The organism is Nostoc sp., assembly GCF_036917135.1.
Lineage (GTDB): Bacteria > Cyanobacteriota > Cyanobacteriia > Cyanobacteriales > Nostocaceae > Nostoc.
Genome location: NZ_JBALEA010000072.1, coordinates 1 through 16,309, shown reverse-complemented (window position 1 = coordinate 16,309; position 16,309 = coordinate 1). Strand labels below are relative to the sequence as shown.

Genomic DNA, 16,309 nt, shown 5'->3' with positions numbered 1-16,309 from the left:
TTTGGCATCGCGCTCAAGTATTTCCATTTCTTGTTCTGAAACCCTGACGTGCAACTGTTTTTCTGGCATTTTGTATACCAAGGTGATAGACTAATTCTAGTGGTAAAGGTAATCAACCACTTAAAAAAACCTTGCCGTCAAAAGACAGAGCACTGAACCTTGACAATGGAATCATGCGGTTCTACTGCATTGTTCTAGTTTCCTCCTAGCAGTAGGTAAAAGATTCATAGGAGCTAGACAACTCAGAATTTGGAAACAACAAGTTTTCAGTTAAACAGGACTTGCACGGCAGTTGCAACAAGAGTGGCTCGCCGCCCAACGCACTGCCTCAGCAATGCAACTAGGGTAGGGCATACCCGAAGTAACGCTTGGGGAGAGCCTCACCTCTGGCTTAGACGACGCAAGGAATCTAAGTTAAGTGATCTCAGTGAACCAAGAATCCCCCTGCGTTCGCGCCGGGGAGTGTCAATTTTGCATATTCCGCTTCATTTGTTCTAACTCATCTTGAGTTTCCCAACTCCGAAACTTCTCTTCTAAGTCATCAAAACCACCAGAATAATTGCTAGTTTGATTCGACCAGCCACTGGTTTCAAAACGTTGCTGGGTTTGGGCTTTAGCACGGGCTGTCTGTGCTTCGGCTGCTTTGGCTTGCACCTCCTGTCGTCGCTGTTGAATTTTTTGCAGTAGTTCCTGAGATTGGTTAATGCGTTCTTTCAGCCCTTGCATCTGTCCCCAGCGCTGATTTCCTTCGCGCAACAGGGCTGCTTCTCGCTCACCCGCCGCAGTGGCCAAATCCTCTCTACCAGCGTTTTTAGCTTTTTGAACCCGGATATGCCAACGCTGAATTTCTTGAGCGGTGGAGAGAATTTCTTCTTGCGATCGCTTCTCTTGTAATTGTAAATCTGCGATCAGCTTTAATGTATCTTCTTCTTGCTCACGCAGCTGTTCTAGCAGCGCCTCTAACTCCAAATGTGGATTGTTACGCAAGAATTCTTCTAAACGGTTTTCTAGAAACCGACTCAAATCATCAAATAAGCCCACTGCAAGAACTCCAGAGATCGGGTGCGTGACTATTTTATTGTAGTGGCCGGAATGTAAATTTTAATAGTTCCCATCAGGTGAACTTCTGGATGTTAGTTAGATTTCAAAATTGGGAAGAATGTATTTGGTGAAACTACGCAAGCAACGCTAACCTACAAGATAAGGCTTTAATCAGTATGAGTTCAGATTTTCAACCGCCACCAAAGAGTTTGTCCATACTAGCTTCTGTAGGAGGAGTAGTTACTGCGGTGATGGCGATCGCAATTTTAAATGCTTCGTCTAAGCAACTTTCACAGACTTCTATAGAAAAACCGGAAATATCATCGTCTCAAACTGCTTCAGGGCAGTTGCTACAACCAAATAAGCCCCAACTCCAGGTCTCTGCTGTTCCAGAAGCAGAAGTAGTTGCCAGCCTTGATGCCAAATCTGTAGTTTTGCCAGGTAAACCCATTCCTAAGAACCAACTAACAGTAGCCATAATTCCCTATATTGCTCCGGGAGTTGGAAAACTCACCCCAGAGGAAATGACAACTGCACGTATTGCTTGGTCATACTTCCAGCGTAACTGGAATGATGAAACTGGCTTGGTCAATTCTGTTGATGCCTTTGCCTCTGTAAGTATGTGGGATCAGACAGCAGCGATCGCCGCTTTGGTCAGCGCTAAAGAACTTAATATCGTGCCTGTGGCTGAATTTGAAGCCAAAATGACCAAAATGTTGGGGACACTGGCATCTATGCCTTTATACAAAGGGGAATTACCCAACAAGGTTTACAATGCCAAAACCCTTGTACCCGTTAATTATGGTCAACTAGAAAAACGGGAAGAAATTGGTTGGTCAGCTATTGATTTGGGAAGAATGGCAATCTGGCTGAAGATTGTTGGGGCAAAATATCCACAAATGCGATCGCAAACAGCAGCCGTTTGGAAACATTGGCAAGTCAAGCGTCTAACCAAAAATGGCCAAATGTACGGTACTGCCGTCATCGAAGGTAAAGAACAATACAACCAAGAAGGCCGCTTGGGCTATGAAAATTATGCTGCTTATGGTTTGAAACTATGGAGCTTGGATGTTAAGCAAGCCTTAGATTATCAGTCCCATGCTGCCTTTGTGGATCTTTACGGAGAGGGAATTCCTTACGACAAACGCGACTATAAAAACTCTGGAGCCAATAACTACGTTCTGAGCGAACCCTATATCTTAGATGGTATTGAAACTGGGTTTCAAGCTTTGCCAAAAGCTTATGCCGATCGGATTTTAGCTGCTCAAGCAGCGCGTTATCAAGCCACAAAACAATTAACCGCCGTCACCGAAGACAACTTAGATCGCCCTCCATACTTCGTTTACAGTAGTCTGTTTGTCAATGGAGAACCTTGGGCAACCATTGCAGATACCAGAGAACAGCACAATGATTTACGATTCCTCAGTGCCAAAGCTGCCATCGGCTGGCATGTACTTTATAACACTGCTTATACCCGCCAGTTATTTGATTTTGTTCAAAGCAACCTCAAATCAAAAGATGGCTGGTACAACGGCTTTTATGAGTCCTTGCATCAGCCAAATAAAACTCTCACCGCCAACAATAATGGTGTAATTTTGGAGAGCTTGATGTACAAGCAAGTTGGACAACCGCTCACCCTTTGGGCAGGAGTTAAAAGTCAGAAGTCAACCCAGAGGGCTATCAGAACACCGCAAGTTACACCTCAGATTCTCAAGCATTGAAAAAACTGGCGTTCCATAGGTGCTACTGATCATTTTCCGGACTTACGCACAGGCAAGGGAAAATCGAACCACAGAGAAGCCAGTGCGTTGGGCGGGTTCCCCGACTTGAAGCAACTGGCGCGACGCAGAGTACACGGAGGAATAGGAGTTTAAGAAGTTCCTTGCGTAAGTCCTAGTTTTCCTAAAAGTTCTGGGGTGGCAGTGGTTTTCCTTGGCTTCTAGGAACATTAACTACGTTTAAAGCTTTGGCAATTGCAATAACGTCATTATCCAATTGTTGAGCTTTAGCATTGCCAGGACAGCTAATGTCTTGCGACTCCTCACTAGCTAATCTAATGGTAGTAGTTGTACCAAAAGAAACAGATTTGCCGCAACTTTGTTTTGGCAAGTTAGATAAAGGTTCAGCAACTTTCAGGTCACGGAAAAACTTTTTCGTTAATTTTTCGGACAATTTACCTTGATTAGACCCTTTACCATCAACATAACTAACTTCTCCAGATGGTGATACGTAAATGCGGTATCCAATGGTATTTGTAGATCCACTATTGAGGATAATCGCAACATTATTGGGCACAAGCGCCATTACTAATTGAGATGAACAAAGTAAAAATGATACACCTGTCAGCCCCAGTAATCTCTTAGAAAAAATCCGATTCATATAAGAAATCTCCTCATTTATGAGTCTTGATTGTCAAAATTTTATGACCAATATTCATCTGGATAAGTTTCTTTCATTTCCTGATTTTAAACAGGCTGTTCAGTAAAAATATCTGGTCATACTTTTGTTATAACTTTGTCATAAGTGCGTCATGTTAATATGAAATGATTAAAAATTTTGTTTTACTGCTGATGTGAGTTGGGTTATCGCCTTGCCTGGTTAACAGGCTTGCTCTCTCAGCATTCCATCATCTACAAGTATGCACCTGCACTCGTGGCGCGGAGGAATTTTCTGCTTTGGCTACTGCTACGAAAAGCTAAGGTTTGGAATGTCCCCCCACAAGGTATAGGATTCATATTTGATTTTTGAACGAATACGTAGGGTGTGTTGTCGCCAAGCGCCGCACCAAAGCCCAGAATACGGTGCGTTACACTTCGTGGTAACACAACGCCAGTCCGCTCAAGTCGGGAAACCCGCCCATGCGGCTGGCTCCCCTACATATACTTAGATTTTTTCAGAAATCAAATCGGATTCCTATATCTACCGTAGCTTCTCTTAGCGGGCGCAAAATTTTCAACAGGATTACGGAATTGAGATGACATCGTTTGAAGTCATAATTGTCAGTCAGAACAGAAACTCACAGAGTTTACTGAACTTCTTGCTTTAGCCACTCCAAGCAAGAAATCTTAAAACAGTCAAATTATTAAAGCTACAAATGGAGATAAATCAACATGAGCGAGAATGATAACCCACAACCAGAACCACAACCCACAGAAGATAGACCACAACCTCCTAAAACAATCGGAAAACCAGTTAAGACTGAATTCATTAACTCAGAACAACAGTCCAAAATACCAGAATTATCAGATATTAATTGACCAGGAGTAATCCGCAATTAGTCCATCACTCTCTTTGAACAATAGTTAACCATAAATGTATTGGGCGATCGCAATTATGTAATTTCTCCGGGGATGATGGGCAGATTGCATAAAACTTTCAACACCAAAATATCTAGAGATGATCGAGAAAAAAATGGCTATTGACTACATTCTATTCATTCACGGCGTTAATACTAGAGAGCAGCGTGAAGAACCTCATTACGCTGATTCATTATTCAATCTTCTGGAAAAAAACGCTGAAAATAATCAACAAGTACTTAAGAAAGTAGCTCTTTATTGGGGTAATGTTAATGAGGAGAATGAAAATAAGCTTCGTAATCAATTTGAAGCTTCACCCCTTTGGAAGCAGATTTGGTTTCAAGAATTTCGTTTACAGCAAATTCTACAGTTTGCTGGAGATGCTGCACTCTATATTAGCCGTTATGTCGGCGCGAAAGTTGTTGAACAACTCAAAGAACAGGCACTTGTTAATGGTTTGGCGAAACCTCAGCCAGATGACCGCCTGCACCTAGTGACGCACAGTTGGGGAACCGTGATTCTGTTTGACATTTTGTTTGCTGCTCGCTGGGATGATCCGAAAGTCCCTGGTCACGATAATGTGATGATGATTCGTGATGCTATCTTTGGTATATCTGGCAAAGATCCCAATCCCGATCAAGGCATCAAAATTGCCAGTATTCACACTATGGGTTCACCAGTAGCAATTTTTAGCCTGACTAATATAGTACCGGGTAAAGATGGCACTGATTCACCCAGTACTCATGACATTACACCGAATTTGCAGAAACTGCTAGAGTCTTTGCAAAAAGAGCGTCAAGGAGTGAAGCTACCTTGGAAGAATTACATTCATCCTGGCGATCCCCTTGCTTATCCACTGAAGGAACTGATGACAGACTTAGTGGATGGGGACACAAAATATCTAGACATTCAAGATATCCTCACACAGGAATCAAGCTTATTCGACTTCATAACTGCACAGTCACTTTTACCCTTGCTGCATGGTGGTGACGCTCACGGCAGTTACTGGCACAATGACAAAGTAGCAGAAGAAATCAGTCTTACTTTCAAGACATAAGTACCTACATTTAACAGGACTTTAAAGTAATGCCTCTAGAAATTGTTCTAGAGGCATTACTTTATCTAGCGAATTTATACTTATCAGCTACTGTGCGGACTGTGGGACTGGGTTGAAAGTCTTTTTATATATCAATATAGTTCAGTTAAGCATTTCTTCCTTCTCTTCCTTCTCCCAAGGGGAGACGCTAACGCGAATGCGGTTCGTTAAAAAATCGACTTTAACAAAGATTTTTAGCCTTAACTGAACCGTATTGTTTTATATATAGGTTTTATCATCAGGTAAGGGACTTCCAACAAATAAATTACCCAATCTTGTGGGGTGGGCGTCTCGCCATTAGTGTCAAGTTAAGCTAAAACTTCCTACGTCAATAAGCATTTATGCTTAAAAATGTGGTTTGAAAGGGACAAAAAACGAACTTTTTCAGGGATTATTAATGCTTTGTTTATCAGCATCACTCCCAGTTTGCGTATAAAACTCATAAAAAAGTACTTAAATTTATACTTGGTTCCAAACAAAACCTATGGTTGACAAATGGGTTTTAACCTTAAGTTGACACTAATGGCGAGACGCCATTGGTGTCAACTTAAGGCAGATGCCCAAAGTTGCGTCGGTGTCGCCGACGCACGGCTTTGACCAAGCCCATAGAGCGTTGATACTCAACCAACCAAGGGATAAGTAGCAGTTGTGGGTTTTTCAGGAGTGCGCGGTGGAAAAAATATAAACTGCGAAAGACCATTTCAAAAGAAATGCGTTCAATGGGCTGTTGCAAAGCGACAGCAACATCAGTACAGAAATCATTGAGGACAGCATAGAAAATCCATGTAGCAAAGAAAAAGCATTTGTACGCCATTAGTGCCACCGACCCACAGATAAGATAAACCCAACAATCTTTTTGTGAGTAAAAATGCATCCTCAATTTTCCAACGTCGGCGATACAAATCACAGACTCGCTGTGGAGAAAGCTGTTGTGGGTCAAGGACATTAGTTAAATAATGATACTAAGTTTGACCCCAAAGTACTGAAACTTGGCGCATTGGGTAACGACAAGGAGCAGTGTGATGAAGTCCCATTTGAATAATTTCGTCTTTGTAATGAGAACTACTCGAAAGGCAACGCAGTACCTGATAGCGCACCTTCGCTTTTTATCTAGTTAAAATATATTTTCTGGCTTCAGTTAGGGTATCAAACCACTCAAATCCGTAGAAACCCATATCTGTTATCAGTAAACCACCCACTGGCAAGCGCTCTGTTAGTTCACCCCACCACTTAGTTTCATTACCTTTGGCATCAGCATCGAAAAATGCTGCCACTGGGCGATGGCTAAATGCTTCTACCACCATTAGCATCTTCCCACCTAAAACTGCACCTGTTTTTTGTTGCAGTTGTCCCAAATGTTTTTTGACTGCTTCTAAAGTTGAGGCATCTGCAACCCATACCGCACCAAACTTCTGTGCTACTGATGTCCACATTGGTGCAACTTCAAGGGTGTTTTTCTTAGCTGCTAGACGCTCTGTTATTTGCTCAAACAGCTTGATAAATAACTCTGCTGGCAAGCTCTCTAGGCGTTGAGATAACGCTTGCCGACTTACAGACATTGCCTCAACCCACAACAATCCTTCAACTTCTAGGCAGCGCAGCACATCTGTTAAATAATTTATTTGTCGATATACCAAACTCAGTACTATTGCTGCCATCACGGGTAGGGTTAGTAGCCGCGATCGCAAACTACGTTCTTTGTCTTTTACCCCTTTGAGATTGGCAAATGTACCCGGACTGATTAACTCAAACAGTCTAGATTCTATCTCTTGGCTTGATGGGGCGGGGGAGGTGACTCGATGCCGAAAATCTGGATTCCCTTGTTTTTTGCGCGGTTTACTCATAACTCAAATCAACACCACTGTCTTGAGTTTAACCATTGAGTTTTACCCACTTGACAAGACTCTAATTTTCTTAACTTGACACCAATGGCAAGATACCCACCCCACAAGAACTAGTTGAGTATTTTTTTATTTGTCAGTCCTTAATGACGCTCTCTACAAGACGCTGCACCTTGCTTCTTGGTAGGGGAGGGGTACGCTGACTCCCTATCCCTGCGCTTTCCCCCAATGCCCAATACAACTCTTGGAGAGGCTGCGCCAACGACTTCTCTACGAGACGCTACGCGAACGCGGTAGTTGAGCGTAGCGATGCACTGAGCGTAGCCGAAGTGTCGAAACTCAGTACAAGTGCCCAATGCCCCAGTTCAATCACTTTTATTTATTGAATCAAAATATAAAAGTAATTGCTTCTATGGTGAAAGGTCTTTAAAGTAGAGTTAGCCGGTCAACAATAGGTTGATTTGTAAAGTTTTTCTTAGCAATAAATAGCTTAGGGAAACAGACTAAAAGACTTTGTATCTTTAAATGTGAGTTTAAAATATTACGCCTGTGGTAATCTCTAACAAATCAGAATACGCACTTCTAGCCCTGTTAGAGTTGGCAACCTGCTACCCTAAGGGTGAAGCGCTGCAAATTCGAGAAATAGCGGTATTGCAAGACATCCCGAACCGCTATTTAGAACAACTTCTAGCAACATTAAGACGTGGAGGTTTAATTAAAAGTATACGCGGAGCCAAAGGTGGCTATGTTCTGGCGCGAGATCCCCAGAAGATTACAGTATTCGATGCTTTTAGCTGCATGGAAGGGTCAGATATTGTTGTCTCTGATTCTGAGCCGACTCCCAACACGGTAGAAGGTGAGCTAATTCAGGAAGTTTGGCACGAAGCGCGTCAGGCTGCTAACTCCGTTTTGGAAAAATATACACTCCAAGACCTTTGCGATCGCAGAGCAATCCGAGAACAGAAGGAACTAATGTATTACATTTAGTATAAAAATAATAATAAATAAGATAACCTGTGAGGCTGTCAAATGCCTGAAGTCAATTCTCAACAGTTCATAAATAGTGCCGCTACTTTTGTGGAGAGTTATGCAGCCGGAAAACGAGACTTTAGTAAAGCAGAACTTGGTAATGCTGATTTGCAAAGCATTAACTTAAAAGGATCTGACCTCAGTTATGCTGACTTGAGTGAAGCTAACCTGAGTGGCGCTAATTTGAGGGGAACTGACTTGAGCAATGCCTTTCTGAGTCAGGCTAATCTAAAAGATGCCGATCTGAGAGGAGCCTTATTGATGTCAGCGAATATACGGCAAGCTGATCTCAAGGGAGCGAACCTGGAAAAAGCAGACTACGATTACCTACGGTAGGCTACGCCAACGCAGCACCCATTTTCCCCCAGATTTCGACCCAGTGAAAGCGGGTATGCAGATTAAATTTGAAGGTTGATTATTCGTTCAACGATCCTACTTGCCTCAAGATAGAAGATATTTCTCCTCAAAGAGTTGTATTTTTGTAAAAAAGCCTATCTATGAGGTTGACAATGGAGGCAAAAAGTGAAAGCATCAACCACCGCGCACCGCTAATTACTGCTGGAATTTTTCTAGGTGTGGGTCTGGGAGGATTTATTGATGGAATTTTACTGCATCAGATCCTCCAGTGGCATCACATGCTCAGTAACATTCGACCTCTGACCAACACGGCAAATATAGATTTGAATATGGTATGGGATGGATTATTTCATACCTTAAATTGGGTATTTACCGTGATTGGAGTTATTTTGCTATGGCGTGCCGCCGGGCGTGATGATGTTCCTTGGTCATCACAGACCTTTATTGGATCAATATTGATTGGTACTGGGTTGTTCGATTTGGTTGAAGGTTTAATTGACCACCAAATCCTCGGTGTCCATCATGTGAAACCAGGGCCAAATGAGTTGGCTTGGGATCTAGGATTTCTGGCATTGGGTGCGCTACTTGTCGTTATCGGCTGGATAATGATAAAAAAACAGTCAGTAGTCAATTAATCATTGGGCAATTCAATTTTGGATTTTGGATTGACGATTTTGGATTAAATTTCAATTCTTTAATCTAAAATCTAAAATCTAAAATCTAAAATTCTTACTCCCTCATTCCCCCACTCCCCTCTATGACAGATACTTTTGAAAAAACTAGCTGGAGTTGGCAACTTTCTCAATTCCAACAACAAGCGGGTGAATGGTGGGAATACCAATTTTACCGCTTTGAACATTCTTTACCAGAATTGCCCACTAGATGGTCGATTAGCCCAAGGCTAGGTGAGTTACTGAAATTCCTATTTTGGTTGCTACTAGGCTTATTTATAGTCTGGGTAGGTTGGCGATTATGGCGAGAATTCAGTCCTTATATATATTCTTGGCTAAATAGAACTGGCAATCTCACTGATTTTCGTGTAAAAACTAGCTCTAATGAGTCATCCATTGCCCTTTTGTTAGAGCGATCGCAAGAATTTTACCGTCAAGGTAACTACCGTGAGGCTTGCCGTTGTATTTATTTAGCGATGTTGCAGCAGTTGGATAAAAATGCGATCGCACCCCAAAAACTCAGCCGTACAGATGGAGAATATCTGCAATTACTGCGATCGTCTGTGACTCCCATACAGCCTTATGAAACTTTAATTACCACTCACGAACAATTATGTTTTGGTAATGCCGAGATTTTGTCAGACAATTATGAGCAGTGTCGGCAAGCTTATCGGGAAATTTCCCCAGAATAAAAAAGAGACGTTGCAATGCAACGTCTCTACACAAACATCTATTTGGTGAGAATAGCGATCGCCTTGTCTACAGCTTCCAAAGCACTGTTGACTTCTGCCTCTGTAACAATAAGTGGTGGTACAAACCGGATTACTTTTGGCCCGGCTGGTACAAGCAATACACCCTCCTTGATGGCAGCATTGACAACATCGGCTGCGGTTAGCTCAATGTCGGCTCGTAACTCCAAACCGTTGATTAAACCCCAACCCCGAACTTCGCCAATGTGCTGAGGATATTTAGCTGCGATCGCCCGCAATCCATCTCGCAACTGTTCACCCCGATCTTCCACATTCTGCAAAATATTTTCCCGTTCTAATGTCTGGCAAACAGCAAGTGCTACACCACACACAAAAGGATTTCCGCCAAAGGTGCTAGCGTGTTCCCCTGGTTGAAAAACGTCGCAGAATTTCTTGCTCATCATTGCACCGATGGGGATACCGCCACCTAAGCCTTTAGCACTGGTGAAAATATCCGGTTCAACGCCGAGATGTTCGTAACCCCATAATTTGCCACTGCGCCCCATACCAACTTGCACTTCATCAAAAATCAATAAAATGCCAGTTTCGTCACAAATCTGCCGGAGCTTTTTGAAATAAGCAACATCTCCTGGACGTACCCCGCCTTCTCCCTGCAATGGCTCGATTAGAATCGCCGCTACCCGATAATCGCCTTCATCCAACTCGCTGATGGCCACTTCCACAGCGTTAATATCGTTGTAATTTACGTAGTGGAACCCAGGAACCAAGGGATCAAAGTACTTTTGATACTTCGGTTGTGCGGTAGCGGTAACTGTTGCCAAAGTCCGTCCGTGGAAACTGGCATGGGCGGTTAGAATAATTGGTTTTTCAACGTCTAATACAGTGTGGGCATATTTTCGCGCTAGTTTAATTGCGGCTTCGTTAGCCTCAGCTCCAGAATTGCAGAAAAATACGCGATCGGCACAGGAATGATCAACAATCCATTTTGCCAATTCACCTTGCTCAGGAATGTAGTACAAATTAGAGACATGGTGCAGCTTTTGGATTTGGCGTGTCACCGCTTCTACCATTGCTGGGTGGGCGTGTCCTAAAGTACAAGTGGCAATTCCCGCCACAAAGTCCAGATATTCGCGCCCCTGTGTATCCCAAACCCGGCATCCAGCACCCCGTTCTAGGGCTAAGGGAAACCGTGCGTAGGTGGACATGACAGCTTCATTAAAGCTATCTGCATCAAAGGGACTGGATGCTGACCCTGAATCTGGGGGGATGGTGGCTTGGTCAACGAGAGTTTGTAGGCTCACTACCGCTCCTCCTGAAAGTTTTTCATTATATAGTTATTTACTAGTTTCCTAGAAATCCCTAAAAAATACTTTTTATTTAGCACAACTCGTACTTCTTTTTAGGCTAACGCTTATATAACCTCGAACGCACGGCGGTGGTGAAAAAAATTTTGTACTCAACGCTTGAGCAACAGGCAATTTGCATAGGCGCAGCCTGTCGTCAGGATCGCAAGTCTTAGTTAGAGTCCAGGGGCACATTACGAAATTACCCTTGCTGTGTCTGAGAAAACTGTAGCATCGCTTAACTGAAATCACTCCATCATCATCAAAAATGGTGATATATAGGATTCATATTTGATTTTTGAACGAATACGTAGGGTGTGTTGTCGCCAAGCGCCGCACTAAAGTCCAGAATACGGTGCGTTACACTTCGTGGTAACACACCCTACATATACTTAGATTTTTTCAGAAATCAAATCGGATTCCTATATACGAATGATGAATTAGTTATGATGCCTGAAATCTTTGGTTGAAATTATTTTTCTGTGATTTTCAGTTCATCAATATTCCAAAAAGTTGGCCCCAAGGCAGAAAACTTGATGGGATTGACACGTTCACGCACCGCCTGAAACGAGATTGGATTCACAAGGCAGAATATCGGCAACTGTTCAGCAACGATTTGCTGAAATCTGCTATAAATCGCCTTGCGTTTCCTCTCATCTAGTTCTTTAAATCCTGCGCCAAAAAGACTGTCAATTTCTCTCTCCCAATCAGAAACTACCCATCCTTTGAGTGGGGGTTTTCCTGGTAGACTACCTTGGTTAAACTGATGAAATGAGCCTTTACTAGTCCAAAATAAAGATAGAAGATTAGGTTCAACATCTGCACCGGGAACACCAAATGCACCGACATAACAATCCCAATCTCGACGAGAGAGTAACTTTTGTAATACTACGTTAAAACTGACTACCTGCATATCTGCTTTGATACCAATTTGACTGAAGTCTTGTTGGATTTGAACTGCGGCATCGATTCTTGATTGATCTTCCGCTTTCACCAAGAGATTGAATTGCACCCGATTTCCATCTTGGTCTAACAGTTCTTTTTGGGAGTTGTAGCTAAACCCAGCCTCTAACAACATCTGCCTAGCTATCTGGGGATTATAATCATAAACTTTTAACCCTGTTGCTGGGGACAAATAATAGGGGCTTTGAACAGCAATTGGCGAATGTTGGATTTCACCTAAACCGCGATAGATATTAGTTTTCATTCGGTTGCGGTCAATGGCATAAGCGACTGCTTGCCTAAAAGCTAAGTTATTAAACCATCGAGATTTGATTGGGTCTATAAAAGGCTTACCTTTGGAATTAATAGCTCGATTGAGATTGAAGCCCACAAAGCTAAAACCCGCAGTTGTTCCACCATTGTAAATAATAAATTTTCCTCGCTTTTCCTCTTTTTTGAGTAACCCAAATACTGCTGGTGTCACATTCAAAGTATCCAGTTCCCCGGAGCGAAATTTGAGTAACTGATTTTCTGTAGAAGCAATAATTTGCCAGACAATACGTTGAATATAAGGCTGAGGATTTCTTTGAACATCTTTGCGCCAATAATAGGGATTGCGTCGTAAAATCACCCGTTCACCAGGAGTATAGCTTTCTATTTTGTAAGGACCATTGCAGATGATTTTTTGCGGATCGGTATTGGTTCCCCACATTGAGAGAAACTGAGGATTACCATTGGCATCATTGGATAATACAGAAGAACGCAAGACATGGGCTGGCAAAATCGCTAGCCTTTCGGTGTATCTCAAAAAAGGGGCGAAAGGTTCCACAAAAGTAAACTCAACTCGCAGATCATCTAGTTTCTGCACTGATGGAAAAGTTTCTGTGTTGCCAATACGCAAAAAATCTCTATATAAAGTGGGAATTTTTTTATTAAGATAAATATCTCGATAAGTAAAGACTACATCATCTGCCGTGAGAAGTTCACCATCTGACCATTTCAATCCTGTTTTTAAGGTAAAAATAACTCGCTTTTTATCAGCAGATATTGACCAAGATTCTGCCAGCCCTGGCTCCAACTTACTAGTCATAACATTCTCATCAATCAATCCCTTGTAAATCAAAGAGAAAACACTGTATGGAGAGTCATTTATCGCATAGTTAAAAGTAGTTGGATCACTTAGCGAAACTAGAACTAATTGAGCTACCTGAGATGTTTTGCTTTTCATTTGTGTCGGGTGACAGCTTGTGAGCAAGAAACAACAAGATAGCAGCAAACCAACTACTAAATTCAGAGGTCGGACAACAGCAGGAATCATCTCTAGTTATCTATCTTACAGCTACTATCTACACAGTACAGTATGTTGATTTACTAGTATTAGGACAATGATAGTAGACCGAAAAATTCTGCGTTAGCGTACCCCTCCGGGGAAGCAAGCTACGCGCAGCGTTCCGCAGGAAAGGTATCGCCTAGTGACCTGTCATAGCTGGATAACTTGTAGTTTGAATGTACTAAAAAGTACAAATGCGATAAAGTTAGTACAAAACTAGAAAAACTAGGCTAAAAGTACTATTTTTACGTCATTCTCAACACTTGAGCAAAAATATCAACGCATCCAAAAGGAGTTAATGGCCGGGGCGATCGCTCTTGGCGGTGTTCTCTTTATTGGCACTTTGTGGTACTGGCTAGTGGAGGGCTGGTCATGGGAAGATGCAGCTTACATGACAGTCATCACTTTAGCAACTGTGGGATATGGAGAGATACACCCACTGGGTAGCCGAGGACGATTGTTTACAATTGCCCTGATTTTGTTGGGTGTAGTCAATATCGGTTACATTGTCAACAGATTTACAGAAGCGATCATTCAAGGCTACTTTCAAGAAGGAATTCGGTTACAGCAACAGAGGCGGTTAATGGAATCCCTATCAGAACATTACATCATCTGTGGATTTAGTCGGACTGGTCGCCAAATTGCCAAGGAATTTCGGGCAGAAGGTGTACCTTTTGTGGTAATCGATTCGGATATGGAATCTGTGCAAAGAGCGCAGATGGAAGGTTACACAGCGTATCAAGGTGACGCTACCTTAGATGACACACTCCTGAAAGTTGGCATTGAACGGGCAATGTGTATCGTTGCAGCACTTCCCTCCGATGCCGAAAATTTATATATTGTTTTATCAGCAAAAACACTGAATTCGGGAATTCGGGTAATTGCCCGCGCAAGTACAGAAGAAGCTTTACAGAAGTTACGACGCGGTGGTGCAGATGAAGTGATATCCCCCTATATTACTGGTGGGAAGCGCATGGCTGCTGCGGCTCTCAGACCCCAGGTATTGGACTTTGTAGACGGGATTTTGACAGGTGCAGACCGGCAGTTGTATATGGAAGAATTTTTACTCGATCCGGCTTTTTGTCCCTTTGTGGGTCAGAGTTTGCAAAAAGCGAGATTGCGATCGCAATCGGGGGCATTAGTTCTGGCAATTCGCCGCCTTGATGGGACTCTCATCGGTGGACCCACTGGCGATACGGTTTTAATGTCGGGCGATCGGCTAATTGGTATGGGTACAGCAGAGCAATTGCGTAGCCTTAATCAAATTCTCGGCCCGATTAATTCCAAGAAACTGCGGCGACCGAAAAATAGCTGATTTTATTTTTCCTTAACTACTTTTTTATACTAAGCCTGAAGTAATGCTTGTATAGTGTAATTGCATACTGTGAAAGTATAATATCACGCAATGAAACTTACATTAAGCATCGCCACAATATTTACTTTTACTTTGGGATTTTACACCACCCAGACTATTGCTGCTCCTCTGGCAAATCCCAAAAGCTTTACAAATTGGTGTGAGCAGAAATCAACTTTACCTCCAGAGACAAAACATACTGTTGAGGTTCTTTTAGAAAAAGCCCAGAGTCAAAATTGCAAGCAGGCGAACCAAAAGCTGACTAATTTGACTAAACTCTCCCTCAACTCAAATAAAATCAGTGATATCAAGCCATTGTCTGCTCTGACTAATTTGACTTATCTCGACCTCGGCTCAAATGAAATCAGCGATATCAAGCCTTTCTCTGCTCTGACTAATTTGACTTATCTCGACCTCGGCTCAAATGAAATCAGCGATATCAAGCCTTTCTCTACTCTGACAAAATTGGCTTTTCTCTCCCTCCGCTCAAATAAAATCAGTGATATCAAGCATTTGTCTGCTCTGACAAAATTGACTTCTATCGACCTCGGCATAAATGAAATCAGCGATATCAAGCCTTTGTCTGCTCTGACAAAATTGACTTCTATCGACCTCGGCACAAATGAAATCAGTAATATTAAGCCTTTGTCTGCTCTGACTAATTTGACTGCTCTCTCCCTCCGCTCAAATAAGATCAGCGATATCAAGCCTTTGTCCACTCTGACTAATTTAACTTCTCTCTCTCTCCGCTCAAATGAAGTCAGCAATATTAAACCTTTGTCCACTCTGACTAATTTGACTTATCTCTACCTCAACTCAAATGAAATCATCGATATCAAGCCTTTATCTAATCTGACTAATTTGACTATTCTCTCCCTTGAATCAAATGAAATCAACGATGTCAAGCCTTTGTCTGCTCTGACTAATTTGACTGAACTCTCCCTTAACTCAAATAAAATCAGCGATATCAAGCCTTTATCCGCTCTGACAAAATTAACTTTTCTGAATATTAAGAATAACGCGATCGCACCCCAAAGATGTCCTGTAAAACCAGACTCTATTTGTCAATTTGATGAGCTTTAAATGAGACTAATAACTCACTTTCTCCATCCATGTATAGGTGCTGTGCCTTTAGTCAATGCTTCCACCTATGAACTAGAAAATAGTCTACTAAATCAAGATAACAAATCACAATGAAAATTACATTACAGCACTTGCGTCTGTTATGAGGTACAATAAATTAAAATATAAATACATTTAAATGAAATCATACTCTGTCGATCTTCGAGAAAAAATAGT

The 16,309-nt window shown here is 42.2% G+C and carries 12 protein-coding genes and 2 pseudogenes; 9 read left to right on the top strand and 5 right to left on the bottom strand.

What is annotated here, in order from left to right:
• Positions 1-465: 465 nt before the first annotated feature.
• Complete coding sequence (locus V7K50_RS22365) at positions 466-1,041, bottom strand: TIGR04376 family protein (protein WP_334963852.1); 576 nt, start codon at positions 1,039-1,041, stop codon at positions 466-468.
• A 176-nt stretch (positions 1,042-1,217) separates the two neighbouring features.
• Between V7K50_RS22365 and V7K50_RS22360 the strand changes: the two genes are divergently transcribed.
• On the top strand, positions 1,218-2,762 hold the full coding sequence (locus tag V7K50_RS22360) for a DUF3131 domain-containing protein (RefSeq protein ID WP_334963850.1): 1,545 nt from the start codon (positions 1,218-1,220) through the stop codon (positions 2,760-2,762).
• Positions 2,763-2,943: 181 nt separating this feature from the next.
• Here V7K50_RS22360 and V7K50_RS22355 read toward each other — a convergent pair whose 3' ends face one another.
• A complete protein-coding gene (locus V7K50_RS22355) occupies positions 2,944-3,420 on the bottom strand; it encodes a hypothetical protein (protein WP_334963848.1) in 477 nt (158 codons plus the stop codon).
• 731 nt (positions 3,421-4,151) lie between these two features.
• On the opposite strand from V7K50_RS22355, the gene V7K50_RS22350 reads away from it, so the two are divergent.
• Both V7K50_RS22350 and V7K50_RS22345 read left to right on the top strand, forming a co-directional pair.
• Positions 4,152-4,298 (top strand): hypothetical protein, encoded by a 147-nt coding sequence (locus V7K50_RS22350; protein ID WP_334963846.1) that lies wholly within the window; start codon positions 4,152-4,154, stop codon positions 4,296-4,298.
• 154 nt (positions 4,299-4,452) lie between these two features.
• Positions 4,453-5,394 (top strand): hypothetical protein, encoded by a 942-nt coding sequence (locus V7K50_RS22345; RefSeq protein WP_334963844.1) that lies wholly within the window; start codon positions 4,453-4,455, stop codon positions 5,392-5,394.
• A 586-nt stretch (positions 5,395-5,980) separates the two neighbouring features.
• Here the strand turns inward: V7K50_RS22345 and V7K50_RS22340 are convergent.
• Positions 5,981-7,277: pseudogene (locus tag V7K50_RS22340) on the bottom strand (IS4 family transposase).
• 546 nt (positions 7,278-7,823) lie between these two features.
• Between V7K50_RS22340 and V7K50_RS22335 the strand changes: the two are divergent.
• The 4 genes and pseudogenes from V7K50_RS22335 to V7K50_RS22320 all read left to right on the top strand — a co-directional run bounded on the left by V7K50_RS22335 (position 7,824) and on the right by V7K50_RS22320 (position 10,023).
• Positions 7,824-8,261: an RrF2 family transcriptional regulator gene (locus tag V7K50_RS22335; protein ID WP_334963842.1), complete on the top strand. Its 438-nt coding sequence runs from the start codon at positions 7,824-7,826 to the stop codon at positions 8,259-8,261.
• Positions 8,262-8,303: 42 nt separating this feature from the next.
• A pseudogene (locus V7K50_RS22330) lies at positions 8,304-8,718 on the top strand (pentapeptide repeat-containing protein).
• Between the two features lie 94 nt (positions 8,719-8,812).
• Positions 8,813-9,295 (top strand): DUF2243 domain-containing protein, encoded by a 483-nt coding sequence (locus V7K50_RS22325; RefSeq protein ID WP_334963840.1) that lies wholly within the window; start codon positions 8,813-8,815, stop codon positions 9,293-9,295.
• Between the two features lie 122 nt (positions 9,296-9,417).
• Complete coding sequence (locus tag V7K50_RS22320; protein WP_334963838.1) at positions 9,418-10,023, top strand: DUF4129 domain-containing protein; 606 nt, start codon at positions 9,418-9,420, stop codon at positions 10,021-10,023.
• A gap of 38 nt (positions 10,024-10,061) precedes the next feature.
• On the opposite strand, the gene V7K50_RS22315 is transcribed toward V7K50_RS22320, so the two are convergent.
• Together V7K50_RS22315 and V7K50_RS22310 are read right to left on the bottom strand one after the other, a co-directional pair.
• On the bottom strand, positions 10,062-11,342 hold the full coding sequence (locus tag V7K50_RS22315) for an aspartate aminotransferase family protein (RefSeq protein ID WP_334963836.1): 1,281 nt from the start codon (positions 11,340-11,342) through the stop codon (positions 10,062-10,064).
• A 514-nt stretch (positions 11,343-11,856) separates the two neighbouring features.
• Positions 11,857-13,644: an ABC transporter substrate-binding protein gene (locus V7K50_RS22310; RefSeq protein ID WP_442944654.1), complete on the bottom strand. Its 1,788-nt coding sequence runs from the start codon at positions 13,642-13,644 to the stop codon at positions 11,857-11,859.
• Between the two features lie 310 nt (positions 13,645-13,954).
• Here V7K50_RS22310 and V7K50_RS22305 point away from each other — a divergent pair, with 310 nt between their 5' ends.
• Together V7K50_RS22305 and V7K50_RS22300 are read left to right on the top strand one after the other, a co-directional pair.
• Entirely contained in the window at positions 13,955-14,971 is a 1,017-nt protein-coding gene (locus V7K50_RS22305; protein WP_334963832.1) for a potassium channel family protein, read from the top strand.
• 90 nt (positions 14,972-15,061) lie between these two features.
• Positions 15,062-16,093 (top strand): leucine-rich repeat domain-containing protein, encoded by a 1,032-nt coding sequence (locus tag V7K50_RS22300; RefSeq protein WP_334963830.1) that lies wholly within the window; start codon positions 15,062-15,064, stop codon positions 16,091-16,093.
• Positions 16,094-16,309: the final 216 nt, after the last annotated feature.

Coding starts and splice junctions, on each gene's coding strand:
- V7K50_RS22310 (WP_442944654.1), bottom strand. CDS start 13,644: ATGATTCCTGCTGTTGTCCGACCTCTGAATTTAGTAGTTGGTTTGCTG.
- V7K50_RS22345 (WP_334963844.1), top strand. CDS start 4,453: ATGGCTATTGACTACATTCTATTCATTCACGGCGTTAATACTAGAGAG.
- V7K50_RS22305 (WP_334963832.1), top strand. CDS start 13,955: ATGGCCGGGGCGATCGCTCTTGGCGGTGTTCTCTTTATTGGCACTTTG.
- V7K50_RS22360 (WP_334963850.1), top strand. CDS start 1,218: ATGAGTTCAGATTTTCAACCGCCACCAAAGAGTTTGTCCATACTAGCT.
- V7K50_RS22325 (WP_334963840.1), top strand. CDS start 8,813: ATGGAGGCAAAAAGTGAAAGCATCAACCACCGCGCACCGCTAATTACT.
- V7K50_RS22300 (WP_334963830.1), top strand. CDS start 15,062: ATGAAACTTACATTAAGCATCGCCACAATATTTACTTTTACTTTGGGA.
- V7K50_RS22355 (WP_334963848.1), bottom strand. CDS start 3,420: ATGAATCGGATTTTTTCTAAGAGATTACTGGGGCTGACAGGTGTATCA.
- V7K50_RS22320 (WP_334963838.1), top strand. CDS start 9,418: ATGACAGATACTTTTGAAAAAACTAGCTGGAGTTGGCAACTTTCTCAA.
- V7K50_RS22350 (WP_334963846.1), top strand. CDS start 4,152: ATGAGCGAGAATGATAACCCACAACCAGAACCACAACCCACAGAAGAT.